The sequence below is a fragment of the Bifidobacterium bombi DSM 19703 genome (assembly GCF_000737845.1).
Classification (GTDB): Bacteria; Actinomycetota; Actinomycetes; order Actinomycetales; family Bifidobacteriaceae; genus Bifidobacterium; species Bifidobacterium bombi.
The window spans coordinates 671,311-690,777 of the sequence record NZ_ATLK01000001.1 but is presented as its reverse complement, the minus strand read 5'-3'; the positions used below and the strand labels follow the sequence as shown (position 1 = coordinate 690,777).

Sequence of the window (19,467 nt, the reverse complement as noted above, 5' to 3'; positions counted from 1 at the left end):
CTTCGTGCACATCGGGTTTCGGTGCCCTCCTATGCCTTATGGTATTGACGGCAAGAAACGGCACGCGTGCATCGGTGGATGCATGAAGGACGTCCGGGGAGCCTGACTCTTTCGGACGACATGGGATGGGAAGGTGTCTTTGAACGGGATCCTAGCTTCTGATGACGTCGTGGTAGTGGCGGCGAAACGGACGGCCATCGGTAGGTTCGGTGGAGCGCTGAGTCGTTTGGATTCGACTCGGTTGGCTACGTTGCTGTGCCAAGGTGTGGTTCGATCTTGTGGGGTGGATCCCCGGGTCGTCGATCAGGTGATATTGGGCAACGTCATCGCTGCGGGTGAGGGCCAGAATGTGGCACGGCAGGTGCAGCTGAACGCCGGCTTCGATATGGCGGGGACCGCCATGAGCGTCAATCAGGTGTGTGGTTCGGGACTGAAAGCTGTGCGACTGGCACAATCCGCACTGCTCATGGGAGACGCCTCCGTAGTGGTTGCCGGAGGAGTGGAAAGCATGTCCAATGCGCCGGCACTGGCCAGGCGTACCGGCAAGAAGTCGTTTGACACGACAGCGCTTGATGACAGTCTGTTTGAAGACGGACTCAACGACGCTTTCCACGGTTACCCGGTAGGGCACACCGCGGAGAATCTTGCCGTAAGATTTCACCTCAACCGTGCGCAGATCGACGAATACGCCTTGTCCTCCCAGCAACGCGCTGCGCAAGCCAGTGAGTCAGGCTGCTTCGATGAGGAGATCATCCCGGTGGCTGGTCTGCATCGTGATGAGGCCATTCGCCCAGACACCACGTTGGAGGCCTTGGAATCCCTGAAGCCAGTGTATGATTCTGACGGCACCGTAACGGCCGGCAACGCCTCGCCCATCAGTGATGGGGCCAGTGTTCTGATTCTGACGACCGCCGCCAGGGCTAGGGAACTCGGAATGGACGCGCTCGCACGTATCACCGGCTATGCTGAATCCGGCTATAAGCCGGAACTCATGGGGTATACGCCGGTATTGGCGGTTCGGCGACTGCTTGCCAGGTCAGGGCAAGACATCGATGACATCGACCTGTTCGAGGTCAATGAGGCGTTCGCCAGTCAGGCTCTGGTCGTTCGGCGTGAATTGGGAATCAAACCCGAATGCTATAACGTTTCGGGCGGTGCCATTGCCCTTGGGCATCCGCTGGGGGCGTCAGGTGCGCGCATACTTACCACACTGATTCATGGGCTTTGGCGTTTGGGTCTGCGTCGCGGTATCGCGGCGCTTTGCGTAGGCGGAGGACAGGCGATTGCCATGGAAGTGGAATGCGTCTGAAAAGGCCCCGTTAGGGTTGCGTTTCGAGTGACCATGCTGTCTGCGCCAAACCTTCTCGGGTGTGCGACGCTGGGGCACGAATGTGCCTGAACGATTGAAATAATGTATTGTGGTTTGGCAAGGAGATCGGCGATGAAGTTCCAAGAATTGACGACGCAAGAACGGATCGACCAGCTGGTGCGGGAAGGCTCGCTAGGAGAGCGTGAGGCCTCCGTCTTGGCCGAGGGTCCCGGGTTGCCCACTGCGATGGCGGCCAACATGATAGAGAACCAGGTGGGGGCGTTCCCGGTGCCTCTGGGGATAGCCCGGAACTTTATCATCGATGGACGTCCCACATCCGTTCCACTTGCGGTCGAAGAGCCTTCCGTCATAGCGGCTGCGGGAAACGCCGCCAAACGGTGCAGGGACACTGGTGGATTCGTCACTTCCGTGGAACGGGGCGGTCTGATCGGCCAAGTGGTGTTCTTGGGGCATCTTGAGCGACCTGAAGCATTTCTGGAGGCGCATCTCGATTCGATACGGAAGGTGTCGAGGGATGCACATCCCAGTTTGGAAGAACATGGCGGCGGACTTCGGGATGTGTGTGTCGTGACATACCCGGAGGCCGATATCGTCGAGTTCCGCCTCACCATCAATCCCGGTGAGGCCATGGGTGCGAACGTGGTCAATACAATCAGCGAGGCAGTGGGACGGTATATCGAGCGGGCATCCTCACAGTTGAGGTTGCTTATGGCCATCCTTTCCAACAGTGCGCCGCTGCAAAGAGCTCGTGCCACGGCGCGTTTTCCTTTCTCCCAGTTGCCGGCCTCAGGTATGGAGGGCTCGCTGGTAGCTCAGCGCATCGTCCAAGCGGGACGCTTCGCCCAGCTGTCACCGCAACGCGCGGTGACACAGAACAAGGGGATCATGAACGGAGTAGATGCTTTGGTACTGGCCACTGGCAATGACACCCGCAATGTGGCCGCCGCGGCATATGCCGCACTGAATGAACATCATAGGACCTGGACGCAGTGGGACGTTCAGAATGACTGTTTGGTGGGTGTGATTGACATTCCTATGCCGATAGGTGCCGTAGGTGGCGCAATATCAACCCTTCCGGTGGCTAAGACGGCCATGAGGATACTAGCGGATCCCGATGCCGAGAGGCTTATGGGCATAGCCGCAAGCGTTGGATTGGCTTCGAATATGGCCGCGCTGAGAGCGTTGGTCACACGCGGCATCCAGGCTGGGCATATGAATCTTCAGCTGCGCAGTCTTGCCATGATGGCCGGAGCGAGGGAAACGAGCCAGATAGAGCGTGTGGTTTCCGTATTGAGTCAGGACGTGACCCACGCCGATCTAAGCCGAGCCAAGGCGGTCCTGGCGGACGATATGACTGGTCTGCGGTGGGAACGTGCATGAAAGAAGGCATTCCTGATTCGTGGGCCATATGGTGGTTTTTGGCATCGCCTTGGAAGCGTGGTGTTTCGTGTGAGCCGGATTGCGGTCCGAACAAGTGAAAGAGGAAAGGACATCCATGAGGAACCTGGAGAGTGAAGAGCACCGTGAGACGCGCGGATTCGGCATTGACAAACTCAATTTCTATACGCCGAATCAGTACGTGGATCTTGTTGAGTTAGCACGGGCCAGGTGTGTCGATCCCGACAAATACCTTATCGGCATAGGGCAGGAGAGGATGGCGGTCGCACCTGTCGATCAGGACATCGTATCCATGGGCGCCAATGCAGCCGAACCTCTGCTGGATGATGTCACCCGTGCTTCGCTTGGGCTCCTGGTTCTTGGTACGGAATCAGGCATAGACCAATCAAAAGCTGCGGCGCTGTTCGTGCATCAGCTCTTGGCTTTGCCCGAGGGAATGCGGGTGATGGAAATCAAGGAAGCGTGCTATGGTGCGACCGCTGGTCTCATGGTTGCGTTGGACTTTGTGCGTTCGCACCCGGACCGACGGGCTTTGGTCATCGCCTCCGATATCGCCAGATATGGTCTGGACACTCCGGGGGAGGTCACCCAGGGTGCCGGCGCGGTGGCGATGATCGTTTCGGCGGACCCCACGGTGCTCGCCATAGAGCCTGGGACCGTAGTGGCCAGTCGAAGCACTTACGATTTCTGGCGTCCGAACTATTCGACGGTGGCCTTTGCGCAAGGCAAATACTCTGAAGAGGTTTATCTTGCCATGTTCCGGGATGCATGGAACCGTGCCTCGCAGATGGGGTTGACTTGTCCGGAGGGACTGGCGGCACAGCTCTTCCATATTCCTTTTTCGAAAATGGGGCGTAAAGGTTTGCGAACATTGCAAGGTATGATGACGGACGATGATTATGGTCGCCTTGCGAATCGCTTCGAAGACAGCATTCGTTATGGAAGGCAGGTGGGCAACATCTACACCGGATCGCTATATCTGGGACTCATCTCACTGTTGGAGAACGATTCAAGTCTTCGCCCGGGAGACAGGATGGGGCTGTTCAGCTATGGCTCGGGCTCGGAAGCAGAATTGTTCTTCGGAAAGCTTTGCTCGGGATTCCAATCCGAGTTGAACTCGGCCGGGCATCGTGCCATGTTGGAAGGACGCACCAAGCTCTGCGTAGAGGAGTATGAGCGTGTTTTCAATGCCGGTCTCGTGCAGGATGGGTCACGGCAGGTTCTTGAACGCAGCGACTTTGATGCGCCTCACTATCTGACCGGACTGGACCGTCACCAGCGGTTGTACCGTTGACGACGATTCCTCGCAACCGTCCGACCAGTCATGACCGCACGATAGCGGCAAAGCGGAAGACCGGTGTGCGCAGTGTCATCGGACCAGATCGATGGTTTTCACGCCGGGCTTTTGCGTTGGACGATACAGCACAAAACGATGGCCAATCACTTGGATGACCTGCGCTCCGATTTGGCCCGAAAGCAACTCGCTGACCTCTTTCTCGTCAACGGGGCAACTTTCCTGGAGTGCGCACTTGAGAAGTTCATGGCTTTCCAGCGTTTCGCTCGCCTGCCTGACGATGGCGTCGGTCAGTCCGTTCGAACCTATCCAAAGCATGGGCTCAAGCTTGTTCGCAAGTCCTCGCAATTGCCTGATCTGCCTTTTGTTGAGTTTTTTCTGTGACATCTCCATGCTTTCTTTGCTTCTCCGTCTTGTTGCGGTGCCATCGGCATAAACCGATCCACACACATGAGACCGATTGGTGACTCCGGCGAGATTCGAACTCGCGACCTACAGATTAGAAGTCAGTTGCTCTATCCAGCTGAGCTACGGAGCCTTGCGATAGTCAAGTATATGGGGAAGTGCAGACCCTTGAAGGTTCCACGGGAAGTCCCAACGTCATGGATAAGTTACCATGACGCTATGGCCCCTTCGTGGCATTGATCGCATGCAACGCCACTTGCCGAGGGGGCCTTGGGAATGTCTCCGACTCTTCATCGCGTTTCCCGCGAGGAACACGTCCTGTGCCCTTAGTCCGACAATCAGGTCAAATCGCCTGCGACACCTCAGTGGTCTATCCTATTTCTCCTTGGTCTCGTCCTTTTTCTCCGTCATCGTCTTCAATACGTCCACGACCTGATTCGGTTTAAGCTCCGGCACATATGCGCTGACGACGGTGATGCCGATCTGTGCGAGTTTGGATGAATCAGGGTAGCAGATATAAACGGGCGCAGGTGTCGGTTGGAACTTGCGTTTGAAGAAGAACAGTGATTTGAACCCATAAGCCGGTTCCAGGACGTCCGCCACAATTTGAAGCGCGTGCTCGATGATTTCGGTTCCGCTGGTCCTCCCGTTTCTGAGGTCAGGGCCTTCCTTGCGATCGTCTTGCTTGGAAGCAGCTGGCTGGGTCTCGGTCTCGTTCGTGACAGATTCAGCCTTTTTCTGCTGCATAGAAGTCTCGTTTGCGCCCGTAGCGTCGGCATGGATCTGAACGGTCTTTCCTCGTCCCTCGCCCATTCCTGCAAGAGGCGCAGCGGAAAGGCTCATGAATTCCACAGCATGCTCGGGGTCCGAGGCCCCTTCGTCTCGCAGACGCTCGGCCATACGGGCTATGAGAAACTCCATGATGCCGTTCGGGCTATCCGTCCGGTGGCGCATGAAATCAAGTGTCCAGCCGATTACTTTCCCGTTGCGGTAGGTCGGCAGCCAACTGGTGACTCCAAGGACGACGCCCTTCGAATCGATGGCATAGAGTAGAGCCACACGCGGGTCGCGCAGTTCCTCCACGCCTCCCAAAGTGAACTTCATCTCGGGTAAAGCCTTGAGCTGTGCCCACTGTTCCGATATCTCAACAATCTGCTGCTGGACATCGAATCCTGCGCTGTCGTACGTGCAGAGCACATCGACGATGCCGTCGCGCTTCGCTTTGTTGATGGCGGTTCGGATGTCCTGCCACTTGTGCCCGCGGGTCTGCCAGGCATTCGGGTCGATGACCATCTCCGTGCCTACTTGGATTGACGAGAACCCGTGCTGCTGCAGAGCATCCTTCTGATCCTCGTGTACGGCGTAGAAAGCGGGGGACCATCCATGCTCATCGCAGTAGGCAGTGAAGTCATCAAGGTCTCGCATGTACTCGTCCCGAGCTCCGAAAGGTCCTGTGACGGTCAGTGCGATGCTGTGCATGACACGGTAAGCTATGGCCGAGCGACCCGTCGGGGAAAACCAATAGTGATTGTCTTCCCAAGTGGTCATGAAACTCATCGAGTCCCCGCCCAGCTCGACAAGGGAGTTTGCCCGAGTTCTGTCTTGCGCATCTGGGGAAATGTTGTCCCTGAACCAGAAGATGAAGACAATGAGCACGGTCAACCAGAAGATCACCGTCATGCCGGTGCCGATGAGCGTGGCCGCCATCGTCCGTGGCCGGATGAGCGTCGATTGACGCCCACCGAATCCGAGGGGAAGTATCCTTCTGAGCATGTCCAGTGCGAGCAGCTTCACCGTGGGTTTGGGGAAGAAGGACGAAGGCCATGACAATGCAAACAGAGCGTAGACGGCACTCGTTGCAATCAACGAGGCCACCATTGCGCCCAATCCCGTGCGGACCCGTGTCTTTCCAGTCGGCACCTGGAAATGCGCCAGCTCACGTGTCATGAAGATGATAAGCAGCAGCGAGGGGAGCGCTGTGACGACGAATGCCGGCATGGTGGCATAGCGCCGCGTAGTCTCCATGTTTGATGTCGTGATGGTCAGTGGGAATATGACGTAGTACACGATGGTGAAAAGGACTACTAAACCATTGACGGCGATGCTTGTCCAAGCCGCGGCTTTGCGCCCGTGGTATAGTCCCCAAGCCACGAGCCCCAGCGCGGCCACCGGCAACAGGATGTGCAGCCACAGACCGAGTAAGGCCACGCTGTGCTGCCCTGTGATGATGATGCAGCTGTGCAACGTCTGGTTCGCTCCACATGCGGTGACGAATGACGATCCATCGAGCAGCGAGGATGTGAACAATCCCATCGTCGTTAACAAACCGAAGCGCGACGTAGATGTGATGGAGAGAATCGGCCCTATGGCGAGCACGACCTGTACAAAAGCGAACAGGCGTCGTATCTCGTAATCCGTGCCTCGCTGCCAATGGACACGTTCTCCGTCGCGCCCATGCATCATCAATCCCATGACATGCCCCACGACTGCGGCGGCAAGGTTGCAATAATCTCCAGGATTGCCGCTAAAAAGCAGCAATGTGCCTACAAAGGTGTAACTGATGAGCACGATGCGGCGTTTCCACAACACGGATTCAAAAGCGCTTTCGGCCATAAGAGGGCCGATGATGAGAGTCAACGGTGACAACAGAATCGGAATCCTGTCCAGCCTGATCCAGCCGTGTACTGTCTGGCTTACCAGATAGCAGATTCCCAGACCTATAAATGAACCGAGCAACGCCGTGACGATAGAGGTTCCCACGGTTCTCCAAGCGCCCAGATGTGATTGCGCCACGCTGAGAATCACCAGGATAAGCAGGAAATAGATAATCAGGAGCAGTATTCCATGCACGAACACGAGGGATTCCACAGTGTGCATGATCCACGAGATGAGGCCGGGCTCCTTGGGCTTGGGAGACATTGCGCCTGGCCGTAAATGATTCTCCAAGTATGTTCTTGAGAAGCTTAGACTATGTCCATTTGGATCGGCGTGGATGTGCTTTGCGGCCTTCCAGATCGAATGGGCGATGTTGGCTATGAGGAACAACAGCGCGCAGCCGATGGCGAAGGCGTGGTCGAGCATCCATTGCTTCAGGTCTTTGCCGAGGATATGCCAGCTCGATGGTTCTTTCACTTTGCCGCTCATGTCAGTCCCTCCTTGCAGTGGTACGAGAATCGATGACATCGAGGTTCGGATACTCCGAGATAGTCTTGCCTGTGCTGCCTAGGCCGCTTTCTTCGCCGAAGAAGTCAATCATCGGCAGCATGCCCGCTTGCACGGTGTGCCAATCATGTCCCGATTCTTTTGTGACGACGGTGGTGGTGCTCATACCAGCTTCCATGGCCGCCTTCACAATCGTCATCTGGTTCTTCTGTGAGCGTTTGTCCCATTTGCCCGCAATGCTGAACCATGATTGTTTGTCTGATCCGCTGTTCGCTATGATGTAGGTCGGTACATGCTTTCTGTACGCTTTCTCATCCGAATTGAAATAGCGTTTCAGCGTCGACTTGTGCGATCCGCTGACAGGCTCTATTTCGCCACCTGCGGAGAAGATGTGTCCATAGATGTCCGGATGGGCTGGACCCAGTTGCGTGCTGCAGGTTGCCCCCTGAGAGAAACCGCCGATGAGCCAGTCCTGTGGTTTGGTCGCAACGGGCAATGTGTCCTTAATCCATTCCGTAACGTCCTCGGTGATGTAAGTCTCGGCGTTTCCTCCCTGCCGCGTGTCCGAGCACAGTGAATTGTTCAGCAAGGTGCCGTTCTGATCGGGCGACACTGCTATCGGTGCCAGGCCATCGTGCTTCGAGGCATAGGTATTGAGCATTTTGCCCAATTGTCCGGCGGTAAAGAAGCGGTCCGTGTTCCCCGGCTGTCCCGCCATGACAACCATGACCGGCAAAGCCGGCGGTTCGGCGCTCAAGGCTGCGGGCGGAAGATAGACGTTGGCTTTTCGCGCCCGGAAGTTCGAATGGGTGTTCGGTATGGACACCGAATGGACTTCGCCTTTTTCCGGCATGTTCGGAAGCTGCCTGTGCTTGGCAAGTTCATGCCATTGTTTGATGCTCATCGCGGGCTTCGTAGTGACCGTGTCGGAATTGAGAGGGGAGAATTGCGAAATTCCGAATAACGATCCTAAGGTCGTGTATTCGCCGTAGATGCCGTCCACCTTCAACGCGCATGTCAGAAGTGATATGACGACCATGATTGCACTGAGCACGCGCCTGAATCCTTTGGATTGGCAAAACGCGGCGATGAGGGCGACAATGACGCCGACACCGATTCCTATCGTCAGCATCACCGCCCAGCCCAGACTTACTCCGAAGACACGGAACACGTCAGACAGCAGCCATACGACCAGCCAGCCGCCGAAGAAACCCAGTACGCCGATAATCAGCTGAGAGATAAGGGGCTTGAGCCATCCTTTCCGTGACTTCAGTATGATTACGATCAGCAGGCCTACGACGGTGATTATGAGCATCGTCTTGGGAAGCCAGCCCTGAGTAAGCTTGAGTTTAAACAACCAGTCCATTATGCCCTTCGCATGCTTAGTTCTTGTCGCTTCAATTCTAAACCAAGCTTACGGACGAACCATCATCCAGGAGGATGATGTCACAGTCGGTTGGATTTGTAGAATACGATAGAGGTTTATTGAACCGTCGGGCAGGTGGACACGGCCTGATTATGCTACTAGCTGGAAATATCACGGAAGGGTGGAATGTTGTGTTCAGGGTAGGTATTTCATGATTCATGCTCTTTGTGATGTCGAACAAAAGGGATGTGGCAGGTGAACGGAATGGACGGTGATTGGCGTGCATGAGGACGATTTTACTGGAAAAGACGAGGCTATGCACAGTGACGATTCGGGCATGAGGACGACGGAATCAACAGATCAGGGCAAGGACGACGACCTCGCGGAAGACTCCGTGGGTCGTGATGAGGGTTGTGGAGGGCAAGGGCGTGTGTCCGTTCCGACAAAGGGTCTGCCGCACGTCGCCGGCTGGTCCATGTCGATACGATGGTTCGGGTACGTGTTGCTGTTCCTGCTCTTTGATTTTCTCTGCGTATTGTTGCTCCAACAGGGGGTAACACAGAAATCCACGAGAACGGACCTCTCCAGTCCGTTGGATAACGCTTGGACGATGATTTGCGGCATCTGGCGTAATGGGAATCTCGTCTTGTTCCTCAATATGTTGCTGCTCGGGCTGATCTACCTGTTCGTACTCATGTTGACGAACAGGTTCTGGCTGTCTTCCGGCCTATTGCTCGTGCTCTGCGCAATCATAGCCGTCGCCGAGCATTTCAAGGTCGGTGCGCGCTATGAGACGATCCTGCCGTCGGACCTCAATTTCCTTAAGGCTGATGCGGGCAGTATCCTGAGCTTCATTCCATCCGGTTCCGGCGGATTGATCGCGCTCGCGGTTCTCGGCATGATTTTCGTTGTCGCCATCCTGTGGATCATAGCCCGCTGTGATAGAAGGCACGGACGGGTCGTGCTGAGAATGAATGCCTTGCGTGGTGCGCTCGTCCGCCTGGTTTGTGCCGTTCTTTCATTGCTCCTTGTGTTCGGTTATACGGCTCAGGTGAGTGTGGTAGGTTCCTGGGCCAACGTCCTTGCTCATGGTATGGGGGATATCCCGTCCATGTGGGATTCGGTATATGACGCGCAGCGTAATGGACCGCTTGTTTCGTTCCTAGGGCAGGTCAGGCCCAAGATCATGGACCAGCCCGCCGATTACAACGAGGCTACGATGAAGACAATCGCACGGCGCTATTCCGCAGCTGCGAAATCCATTAACGCAAGGCGCGATGCTGACATGGATGACGGTAGTGTGCTCTTCATCCTTTCCGAGTCCTTCTCGGATCCGACGAGAGTGCCCGGGCTTACGGTGAATGCTGATCCGATGCCGCAGATCCGCTCGATAAAAGACGAAACGACGAGCGGTCTTATGCTGTCCTCTGGATATGGCGGTGGGACGGCGAACCTGGAGTATATGAGTCTGACAGGGCTGTCGATGGCCAATTTTGATGCTTCGTTGACGAGTCCGTATCAACAGCTGGTGCCTGGCGAAAAGTGGACGCCTACGGTCAACCAGCTGTGGGGAGACAAAAACAATTCCATCGCCTTGCATCCATATGAACCATCGATGTACTCTCGTGCCGGTAATTACAAAAAATTCGGTTTTTCCCACTTTTACTCTCTTCAACCGCCGGAGATCATAGACCATCGGGCCAAGCTGGGTTCTTCGCCGTATGTCTCCGACGAATCGGCGTATGCGAGTACCTATGAACAGATCTCCAAGGCGAATGGACCGAAGTTCTTCCAGTTGGCTACGATGCAGAACCATATGCCATATCAGAATTGGTATCCGGATAATGACTTCAAGGTCGGAAGCTCGGAACATGGCGCGCCGTTGGATTCTACGGAGAGCGAATCGATACAGACGTACGCCTCCGGAGTGAACCACACAGACAAGGCCACCGCCGATTTCCTCCGCAAGCTTGACGAATTGGACAAGCCTGTGACGGTGGTTTTCTATGGAGACCATTTACCTGGCATCTATAAGACGGCGAGCATGGACACGGGCAATTCGCTGGCGTTGCACGAGACCGATTATTTCATTTGGTCAAACAAGTCTTCGGGGCATCAAAGCGTGAAGGTTCCTAATAGCGCTTATTCCTCACCTAATTTCTTTATGGCCCAGGTCGCTGAGCATATGGATGCGAGGGTGTCCCCATACATCGCGTTCCTGACTCAACTGCACGCCAAGGTATCTGCAATGGAACCGCCCGTGGTCAATAAAATACAAGGTTGGGATCGGATTCCCGCAGGGCAGCCGATTTATCTTGATGCCAAGGGCGATCCCATGAACGCCTCTGATTTCGATGCGAAGACCAAACAGCTCATGCATGACTACAGGCTCATCCAGTACGACGTCACGGCCGGCTCAGGCTATTTGAAGAGTGAAGGATTCATGGATGTGGTTCGTTAGCGTTTCCGGGCTGATGCGTACCGTGTACACTGGTCACCGAGTACGCCGTGTACTACAACGAGCACACCGAGTAAGCGGACGTGTTTCCAGCGCCGCGCATGCGTTTTTGCCCTGGACTTCGTTCTTGCCCATGCCTGAGTTGTTTTCCAGAAGCAGTCAAAAGCGAGATGTCGATGCGCTGCCTGAGAATACCTTGGGTAAACTGTCTGTGGGAGGGATTTGGGTGGTTGCTGCTCACTGGCATATCAAGCGCGGTCTTGTCGTTCAGAGCCACACGATGACAGACATCAAAGGTTTTTGTTCAGATGCTTGATAGCTCTGGTATCTTGTGGTTTCAGGATTGGTGTTGTCCTGCGGGCGTTCGCGACGCGCCGCCTGGCGCAAGTCCCAAGAATCATGTATAGTTTCCTCTGTTGTGCGAAACGACTGAGGTCAAGGACTCTGGTCGGATTCCACACCACATGGTGGATATAGCTCAGCAGGTAGAGCATCTGATTGTGGTTCAGAAGGTCGCGCGTTCGAACCGCGTTATCCACCCCACGCCAAACCCCTACAGCCACAAGGCTTGTAGGGGTTTTCTCATATTTGCGGCGAGTGTCCGGCATGGGGTCGGTGCACACCAAGTGCACACCAAAGTGCAAAAAATTCTGCGGCAACGAACTCCATCGAGACGAGTCAGACCATATCAGTGAAAAGTCTCGCAACACTCCGAGATCAAGACAAGCCAGACCATATATTCCGTGGGGGAATAATAGCGGGTGGAACCTTGTAGGATTTGGGCCAGCAAGCATGACTTGCCATGTTGGCCGGTCGACCTGGGGTCTTGGTCCACCACTTCCTCTCTATCAATGAAAAATGACGATTATGCAGGAGCCTACTGTTTTTCGTTGGAATTGTAAGGGTTTAAACATGAATCACATCGTCTGAACGGCATGTCGGCGCATTTGGGATTATTGGAATAGCGACGTTCTTGAAAAACAATGGAACATATCATAACAGCAATACTGTTCTTTATATCAGTGTCAGGCGCTCGCAACATGGTGACCCCGAGCTCGACGGACATGATATGCGAAGGCCCCGCCGAAGCGAGGCCTTATTGTGTGTCTTATTCGATTGCACCGAATCCTTCGATTGTTGGGACTGAGTTCGTGCCACTGACATCGCACTCTATTGTTTGGGTTTTCGTGGCACCGAGAGCCGTGCCGACTTCGGCATCGTGGAACGTGACGATTACTTTCCCGTCGCGGTGTGCGATGTCTGTATCGAGTGTTCTCGATTTGAAGCCATAAGGCGCTTCTGCCTTAGCTTTTTTCCTGCATAATACAAGCGCGGTGGACTCTTGCACCGGCCCATTATCAGGCTTCTTCTCATTTCCTGAACAGCCATGGAATAACATGATGATGAGAATAATCCCGACTACAAGCCAGAATGCGTTTGCTATGCCCGACATTTCCTTGTCGTGGTTGGGATTGTTTTTCTTTTCCTCTGACATGGTCCTTCGCTTTCAGTCCGTGCCGCAGAAATCGTTGGCCATTTGCGTGAAATCACCTGCACTGATTTTCAGGCCGGTGGCTTGGGGGTCATCAGCCCAGATTTCGCGCAAATCCCCACCAAGACCACGACCTTTGGCTAGCCCGTTGCCGTAGTACTCATTCCCATCAGCGGTGATGGTAAAGGCACCACTGCCTTTGCAGTTGATTTGGACCTTATCGACGGTCCATGGCCAATCGCTGTCAAAGCGCTTGGCATATGTGTCTTTGGTTACAGGTTCGGATTTGTCGGATGATCCGCCGCACGCTGACAACCCATAGATCAGGCTGCAGCAAATCAATACGGACAACAACCTTCGCATATTCTTCTCCTTTGTCTCTTGGCATCTCTGCCGAGACAAAGGATATCCCATCATGTTGATTTACGCGCTCACGAGTGAGTCCAAGCAGCTTTGCTGTAATGCATGTCCCTGACAGCACCATTCCTGCAGCAAGCTCTGATAATCACCAAGTATCTGCACGGTTACCCAGAGCTTCGACGGACACGATATGCGAAGGCCCCGCCGAAGCGGGGCCTTATTGTGGTTATTGGTTCACCCGTTGAGGTGTTGGACTGCGTAGTCAGCTTCCTCTTGTGTGAATTTCTCTCCATACTGGCTTGTAAGCTGGTCGTGGATGGCTGCAGGGCTCATGCTCATCTGCTGCTGGTAGTCCTTGGCTTTTACCAGTGCGTTGGCGTTGTAGTCGGCTTTCAAGTTGTCTACGGCGTACTGGGCGGCTTCGGGGGTGAATTTCTCTCCATACTGGCTGGTGAGCTGGTCGTAGATACCTTGCTTGGACATGTGCATTGATGTGGAGTAGCTTTGGGCCTTAGACAACGCCGACTGATATTCGGCTGGCGGGTTTGCCTGAAGGGTTATCTTGGCCTGCTTACCTTGATAGTCGACAGTAAAGTCCTGTGGATTCTTGAACGTCAGAGCCCCGGGATTCACGACGGTCCAACCTGTCACACCCTTCTTGCTGCCATCCGTATAATGGGCGGTGACAATCACGGCCTTATTGTCGTTCGTAATCTGTTCGCCATCCTCCTTGGGACCAAAGTAGTCAACGTTGATCGAGTCCAATTTTGCTTCTGCTTTTGGCTTCGACGTCTGATGAGAAGATTGCGATGAAGTGGACGGTTTACTGGAATTGCCGGAATCGCCACCAGGCGAAACCGCATAACAGAAAAGCACGAACACCACCACGATGACCCAGAACCAAGCTCTTTTGTAGAACGGTTTCTTTTTCTTCGTACTCGAAGATTTTACAGGCTGATTGACATTGGGCTGCACTTGAGCTGGCTCACGCGTCTCCTGAACATTATGATCCTGACCGTCCTCAGGTTGCATCGATTGCGTCTGATCCTCAGGTTGCTGAATCGGGTCCGACATCCTTCGTCTCCTTATTCAAAAGCTACAATACTTACCGTAAAACCATACAATCCAGCATGGTCAGGCGCTCGCAGGCACGCTTCCAGACCGGTCGTAATCTAATGAGCGACCCTGGCAACACCACTCCCGCAACAAGCTCTGATAATCATCGACAATGCCAACGGTAACGTCAAGCTCGTCGGCAATGCTGTAACGGTCAGCATCATACATTTCCTCCGCGCGAGCATAGGCAGCAGGATTGATAAGCGTACAGGCGGTCTCCCTGCGAGCACGGCGCTCGCAGGATGTCGCATACAATCCATCGCGGCCGGCATCCTGGTAGTAGTAGTGGACCAGCTCGTGCACGAGCGTGCAACGTCGCTGGGTGTAGGTGGTGTGCAGGTCTATCAGGATAACGTTTTTAACTGCATCGTATAATCCTAAAAGATGGCCTGGGAGTGCGGCGCTATGTACTTGCACATCCAGATTGTCGTGCACCCACCAGCGCATCTGCGCGTAGGTCATAGTTTGCTACAGCGCAATCTGTTATTTACTGACGCTCTACTCCTTGATTCAGTAATCAACAATTCCCTTTTATTTTTGGAATGAGACCTCTTATACCCCGGGTTTTGTCGTGCGTCTCCGCACGGATGATCATCCATCTCGACCCTGCGTTACCGCAGGGCTCTAGCAGCCTACCCGAAGGACTGGGCGGGCAGCCCAGCGCAAATTCTGCATTCCTTCTACTTGGCCTTGCTCCCGATGAGGCTTGCCGTGCGGTCGCTGTTACCAGCGGCCCGGTGGTCTCTTGCACCGCCGTTTCACCCTTACCCGGCTGAAGTCGGGCGGTCTGTTCTCTGTGGCGCTGTCTCTCAGGTCACCCTGGGCGGACGTTATCCGCCATCGTTGCCCTTTGGAGCCCGGAAGTTCCTCAGCTTTTCCCTATGGTGGTCCAGCCGCGATCATCAAGAGGTCTCAATCAAACGAGTATAGCAGAAATATGGACACGCGTGTCGTTTGCTTTTGAGAGGCGAATTCGGTTCAGTCGTGGAATCTTCTCGATTGAGAGCTTACAATTATATGCAAGGACGGTAGAAGCCGTCCGGTTGATGTCGGTGGGAGCCGGCCCTGCACAAGGAGGTCATATCATGGAGATAGTCATTACAGGGCGTCATATGGAGGTCATGCAAAGGTTTCGTGATGTGGCGGAAAGTAAATTAAGCCGTGTCACTTCCATAGCCCCTGATGTGCAGCGTGCGCAGATAGTGCTGACGAAAGAAGGCAACCCTCGTCAAGCGGATATTGCGAAACGTGTGGAGATCACCATTTTCGCCGGTAGTACGGTGGTCAGGGCTGAGGCTTCCAGTTCAGATGAGTTCAGTGCTCTTGACATAGCGCTCGATAAGTTGACGTTGCGTTTGCGTCGTACACGTGACAAGCGTAAGGATCATCGTCGCGGCTACAATGCCCAAGTGCCGGTTGACCTTGGCGTCGTTCCCGTTGATGATCAACCAGTCGTTTCACAATCCGACGAGGCTGCCCGCGGGGGCGTGTCCAACAGTGCCGAAGAGGCGGTGTCTTCGAATTTGGAACCGGGCCAGTCAGTCGAGGTCAAGGTGGGAGACACACCAATAGTCATCCGTCGCAAACTCCATGTGGCCGAGCCGATGAGCATCGATGAGGCTTTGTATGAGATGGAGTTGATAGGTCACGATTTCTTCCTGTTCGTGAATAAGGCGACAGGTCGCCCGTCGGTCGTATACCGCAGGCACGGTTGGAGCTACGGGGTGTTCGAGATCGACACTCCTGAAAATATCCGCAAATCACGCAACGGCTGATATTAGATTTTTATGCGAGGGTCGTCGATTTCGGTCGCATACTCGACTGTTCTCGCTCACGCTGACAACGGGGACCACCTAGGGAGTGGTTCCCGTTTGGCCATGGTTTGGTCTGGTGCGTTGGTGAAGGCGTCAGGTGTGATGCCGAAAATCTGAGCCGTCGCGTATTATTAAGCATAGTATGTGTCAGATTTGGTTAAGAGCCGAGTCTGTCCGCAGATGGTAACGAATTCTAGGGAGTAAAAGTGGTAGATCTCGTCGATAAGGCCCTTCGGATGGGTGAGGGCCGCCAGATCAAGAAGCTTGAAAGCGTGGCGGAGGCAACGAATGCCCTCGAAGACGAAATCGCCTCGTTGAGTGATGAGGAATTGTCTGGACAGACGGCGAAGTTAAAAGGTCGTCTTGAAAATGGAGAGAGCCTGGACAAGCTGATGCCGGAGGCGTTCGCTACGGTGCGTGAGGTGTCGAAACGCACCCTCGGTCAGCGTCATTTCGATGTACAGCTCATGGGTGGAGCGGCATTGCACTGGGGCAACATCGCTGAGATGAAGACCGGTGAAGGGAAGACGTTGGTGGCTACGTTGCCGGCTTACTTGAATGCGTTGGAAGGGAAAGGGGTGCATGTAGTCACGGTGAATGACTACCTTGCCAGCTATCAAAGTGAGCTGATGGGCAGAATCTTCCGTTTCCTGAAGATGGACGTGGGCTGCATCATCACGGATCAAAAACCTGCGGAACGTCGCAAGCAGTATAATGCGGATATCACGTACGGCACCAACAACGAATTCGGTTTCGACTATCTGCGCGACAACATGGCTTGGGAGAAGAGCGAACTTGTTCAGCGCGGCCATCACTATGCCATTGTTGATGAGGTGGATTCCATCCTCATCGACGAGGCGCGTACGCCGCTTATCATTTCGGGACCTGCGGAGGGTGATGTCACGCGCTGGTATAACCAGTTCGCCAAACTTGTCACAAAATTGACCCGTGACGAGGATTATGAGGTGGATGAGAAGAAGAAGGTCGTCGGGATACTCGACCCGGGCATTACCAAGGTGGAGGATTTCCTCGGCATCGATAACCTGTATGAACCCAGCAACACGGCTTTGATCGGTTACCTCAACAATGCGATCAAGGCAAAGGAACTTTTCCTGCGGGACAAGGATTACGTGGTCACGCATGGCGAAGTGCTCATCGTTGATGAGCACACCGGGCGCGTCCTGCCCGGACGCCGTTACAATGAGGGTCTGCATCAGGCCATAGAGGCAAAGGAACATGTCGACGTCAAGGCCGAGAACCAAACCTTCGCCACAATTACGCTCCAGAATTATTTCAGAATGTATGATAAGTTGGCGGGCATGACCGGTACGGCGGAGACCGAGGCCGCCGAGTTCATGAATACTTACAAGTTGGGTGTGCTGCCGATTCGTACCAACAAGCCGATGATTCGTGAGGACAAGGACGACCTCATCTATCGTACGAAGAAGGAGAAGCTGACCGCAATCGTCAAGGATGTGGCCAAGAGGCACAAGAAAGGCCAGCCTGTACTGCTAGGAACCGCCTCCGTGGAATCCTCCGAGGTCGTATCCGCTTTGCTCGATGTGGCTAAGATTCCCCACCAGGTCCTCAATGCCAAGCATCATGAGGCCGAGGCTGCCATCGTGGCTGTGGCAGGTCGAAAGGGCGCTGTCACGGTCGCTACGAACATGGCGGGGCGAGGAACCGACATCATGCTTGGCGGTAACGTCGAGTTCTTGGCCGACCAGAAGCTCAAGAGTGAGGGCTATTCGCCTGATGACACCCCCAAGGAGTATGAGAAGCGCTGGGCTGGAACACTCGCTGAGATGAAGGAACAGGCCAAGGACGAGCATGAGGAAGTCGTCAAGCTCGGCGGACTCTATGTGCTAGGCACCGAAAGGCATGAGTCCCGTCGTATCGATAATCAGTTGCGAGGCCGTTCCGGGCGCCAGGGTGATCCAGGTGAATCACGCTTCTACCTCAGCCTTGAGGATGATTTGATGAGGCTGTTCAGCACCCAGCTCGTCGCGCGGGTCATGGCAAAAGGCTTCCCTGAAGGAGAGCCAATCCAGGCCAAGAGTGTCTCCAAGGGCGTGCGTAATGCACAGAAGTCGGTGGAATCGCGTAATTACGAGATGCGCAAGAACGTGCTCAAATACGACGACGTGATGAACAAGCAGCGTCAGGTCGTGTATTCCGAGCGTCAGGCGGTTCTCCAGGGAGTGGATATCCATGATGACGTCGAGCGTTTCATCAGGGAGACCATCACCAGTTACGTTTCGGGTGCGCGCAATGGCTCGGACAAGCCCAGGGATTGGGATTGGGACGGTCTGTTCAAGGCGCTCGGCACGCTTTACAAGGTCACTATTGATCCCGACGAGGTTCGTGGGAAGGTCTCTGACCTTAAGGGACAGAAGGCGCAGTCCGCTTTGGTCGATGTGCTCGTAGACGATGCCAAAGCTCAGTACAAGTTGCTGGAGGATAGCTTGGGAGCGGAAGGCGTCCGGGAGCTTGAACGTCGTGTCGTTCTGGCGGTTCTCGATAAGAAATGGCGCGAACATCTGTATGAGATGGATTATCTGAAGGATGGCATAGGTCTTCGTGGCATGGGGCAGCGTGACCCATTGGTCGAATACCAGCGTGAGGGCTACGCTATGTTCAATGCGATGATGGAGGCCATTAAAGAGGAAAGCATTCAGTTGCTCTTCCATGTAGAGGTGCCGAAGACGCCGCTGGATAATGGAGATGAGGTGGAAGCCGGTTCCAAGTTGGACAGCCCCGCGCGTGAGGATGAGTACGAAAGTACGGTTACTTCGGCACCTGGAGACCCGGATGAGAACGATGAAGACGAGGATGAGGAAGAACTCGCCGATGGGACGTTGGAAGGTGATGACATTCATGAGGTCAACGGCATCACCGGTCCTATGCCGTTGAGCCACGCCGATGCCCGTATTTCTCGTCGCAAGCGGCCGAAGAGCGAAGAAGCCGCGACTCCATGGGCTGATGGGAAAACCTATCCAGGTACGCCTAGGAATGCCATGTGCCCATGCGGCTCCGGACGCAAGTACAAGATGTGCCATGGACAGAACGAGGAATAAACTCACCCCTTCTTGTGCGTAGATGAGGCGCAGATCCGATTCTGGTCGGGTCTGCGCCTTTGTTCTGTTGTTTGACCATGCGGAATATGTGAGACACGTGGAATGAATATCGGTTTTAACGTGAGGTACCGTATCAGGATGCGATATTTTGAGGGGACCTGGCTTCCACTCACGGTATGATTCTTCATCATGTCC

General features: G+C 54.6%; 13 protein-coding genes, 2 tRNA genes and 1 other RNA gene. 7 read left to right on the top strand and 9 right to left on the bottom strand.

Annotated elements, in window-relative coordinates; genetic code table 11:
• Nucleotides 1-139 precede the first annotated feature (139 nt).
• From BBOMB_RS02650 to BBOMB_RS02640, 3 genes are all read left to right on the top strand, one after another.
• The gene (locus tag BBOMB_RS02650) at nt 140-1,309 is read left to right on the top strand and encodes a thiolase family protein (protein WP_238549858.1); all 1,170 of its coding nucleotides are present in this window, start codon (nt 140-142) and stop codon (nt 1,307-1,309) included.
• A gap of 132 nt (nt 1,310-1,441) precedes the next feature.
• Complete coding sequence (locus BBOMB_RS02645) at nt 1,442-2,710, top strand: hydroxymethylglutaryl-CoA reductase, degradative (RefSeq protein WP_044086733.1); 1,269 nt, start codon at nt 1,442-1,444, stop codon at nt 2,708-2,710.
• A 115-nt stretch (nt 2,711-2,825) separates the two neighbouring features.
• Nucleotides 2,826-4,022: a hydroxymethylglutaryl-CoA synthase gene (locus BBOMB_RS02640; protein ID WP_044086732.1), complete on the top strand. Its 1,197-nt coding sequence runs from the start codon at nt 2,826-2,828 to the stop codon at nt 4,020-4,022.
• 75 nt (nt 4,023-4,097) lie between these two features.
• On the opposite strand, the gene BBOMB_RS02635 is transcribed toward BBOMB_RS02640, so the two are convergent.
• The 4 genes from BBOMB_RS02635 to BBOMB_RS02620 form a co-directional block, all read right to left on the bottom strand.
• Nucleotides 4,098-4,415: a YhbY family RNA-binding protein gene (locus BBOMB_RS02635; protein ID WP_238549857.1), complete on the bottom strand. Its 318-nt coding sequence runs from the start codon at nt 4,413-4,415 to the stop codon at nt 4,098-4,100.
• Between the two features lie 68 nt (nt 4,416-4,483).
• Nucleotides 4,484-4,560 (bottom strand) — tRNA-Arg (locus BBOMB_RS02630).
• Between the two features lie 242 nt (nt 4,561-4,802).
• Nucleotides 4,803-7,571 carry a bifunctional lysylphosphatidylglycerol flippase/synthetase MprF gene (locus tag BBOMB_RS02625; protein WP_044086729.1) on the bottom strand — a complete coding sequence of 923 codons (2,769 nt, stop codon included), beginning with the start codon at nt 7,569-7,571 and terminating at the stop codon, nt 4,803-4,805.
• 1 nt (nt 7,572) lies between these two features.
• Nucleotides 7,573-8,955: an alpha/beta hydrolase-fold protein gene (locus BBOMB_RS02620; protein WP_044086728.1), complete on the bottom strand. Its 1,383-nt coding sequence runs from the start codon at nt 8,953-8,955 to the stop codon at nt 7,573-7,575.
• A gap of 475 nt (nt 8,956-9,430) precedes the next feature.
• On the opposite strand from BBOMB_RS02620, the gene BBOMB_RS02615 reads away from it, so the two are divergent.
• Complete coding sequence (locus BBOMB_RS02615; protein ID WP_052377539.1) at nt 9,431-11,416, top strand: LTA synthase family protein; 1,986 nt, start codon at nt 9,431-9,433, stop codon at nt 11,414-11,416.
• 464 nt (nt 11,417-11,880) lie between these two features.
• A tRNA-His gene (locus BBOMB_RS02610) sits at nt 11,881-11,956 on the top strand.
• Between the two features lie 565 nt (nt 11,957-12,521).
• Here BBOMB_RS02610 and BBOMB_RS02605 read toward each other — a convergent pair.
• The 5 genes from BBOMB_RS02605 to rnpB form a co-directional block, all read right to left on the bottom strand.
• The gene (locus BBOMB_RS02605) at nt 12,522-12,908 is read right to left on the bottom strand and encodes a YPYG domain-containing protein (protein ID WP_044086725.1); all 387 of its coding nucleotides are present in this window, start codon (nt 12,906-12,908) and stop codon (nt 12,522-12,524) included.
• Nucleotides 12,909-12,920: 12 nt separating this feature from the next.
• Nucleotides 12,921-13,268, bottom strand: coding sequence for a YebY family protein (locus BBOMB_RS02600; RefSeq protein WP_044086724.1), 348 nt, complete (start codon nt 13,266-13,268; stop codon nt 12,921-12,923).
• A 231-nt stretch (nt 13,269-13,499) separates the two neighbouring features.
• Complete coding sequence (locus tag BBOMB_RS07820; RefSeq protein ID WP_202961852.1) at nt 13,500-14,339, bottom strand: Ltp family lipoprotein; 840 nt, start codon at nt 14,337-14,339, stop codon at nt 13,500-13,502.
• 60 nt (nt 14,340-14,399) lie between these two features.
• Complete coding sequence (locus BBOMB_RS02590) at nt 14,400-14,843, bottom strand: ImmA/IrrE family metallo-endopeptidase (protein WP_052377363.1); 444 nt, start codon at nt 14,841-14,843, stop codon at nt 14,400-14,402.
• Nucleotides 14,844-14,920: 77 nt separating this feature from the next.
• Nucleotides 14,921-15,296, bottom strand: an RNA gene (gene rnpB, locus BBOMB_RS07700) — RNase P RNA component class A.
• 170 nt (nt 15,297-15,466) lie between these two features.
• Here rnpB and hpf point away from each other — a divergent pair.
• Both hpf and secA read left to right on the top strand, forming a co-directional pair.
• Nucleotides 15,467-16,156, top strand: coding sequence for a ribosome hibernation-promoting factor, HPF/YfiA family (hpf, locus tag BBOMB_RS02585; RefSeq protein WP_044086723.1), 690 nt, complete (start codon nt 15,467-15,469; stop codon nt 16,154-16,156).
• A gap of 245 nt (nt 16,157-16,401) precedes the next feature.
• Complete coding sequence (gene secA, locus BBOMB_RS02580) at nt 16,402-19,272, top strand: preprotein translocase subunit SecA (protein ID WP_044086722.1); 2,871 nt, start codon at nt 16,402-16,404, stop codon at nt 19,270-19,272.
• Nucleotides 19,273-19,467 lie beyond the last annotated feature (195 nt).

Bases quoted from the DNA above. Each gene is read 5' to 3' on its own strand.
- hpf (WP_044086723.1), top strand. From the start codon at position 15,467: ATGGAGATAGTCATTACAGGGCGTCATATGGAGGTCATGCAAAGGTTT.
- BBOMB_RS02645 (WP_044086733.1), top strand. From the start codon at position 1,442: ATGAAGTTCCAAGAATTGACGACGCAAGAACGGATCGACCAGCTGGTG.
- BBOMB_RS02635 (WP_238549857.1), bottom strand. From the start codon at position 4,415: ATGGAGATGTCACAGAAAAAACTCAACAAAAGGCAGATCAGGCAATTG.
- BBOMB_RS07820 (WP_202961852.1), bottom strand. From the start codon at position 14,339: ATGTCGGACCCGATTCAGCAACCTGAGGATCAGACGCAATCGATGCAA.
- BBOMB_RS02625 (WP_044086729.1), bottom strand. From the start codon at position 7,571: ATGAGCGGCAAAGTGAAAGAACCATCGAGCTGGCATATCCTCGGCAAA.
- BBOMB_RS02640 (WP_044086732.1), top strand. From the start codon at position 2,826: ATGAGGAACCTGGAGAGTGAAGAGCACCGTGAGACGCGCGGATTCGGC.
- BBOMB_RS02605 (WP_044086725.1), bottom strand. From the start codon at position 12,908: ATGTCAGAGGAAAAGAAAAACAATCCCAACCACGACAAGGAAATGTCG.
- BBOMB_RS02620 (WP_044086728.1), bottom strand. From the start codon at position 8,955: ATGGACTGGTTGTTTAAACTCAAGCTTACTCAGGGCTGGCTTCCCAAG.
- BBOMB_RS02615 (WP_052377539.1), top strand. From the start codon at position 9,431: ATGTCGATACGATGGTTCGGGTACGTGTTGCTGTTCCTGCTCTTTGAT.
- BBOMB_RS02600 (WP_044086724.1), bottom strand. From the start codon at position 13,268: ATGCGAAGGTTGTTGTCCGTATTGATTTGCTGCAGCCTGATCTATGGG.
- BBOMB_RS02590 (WP_052377363.1), bottom strand. From the start codon at position 14,843: ATGACCTACGCGCAGATGCGCTGGTGGGTGCACGACAATCTGGATGTG.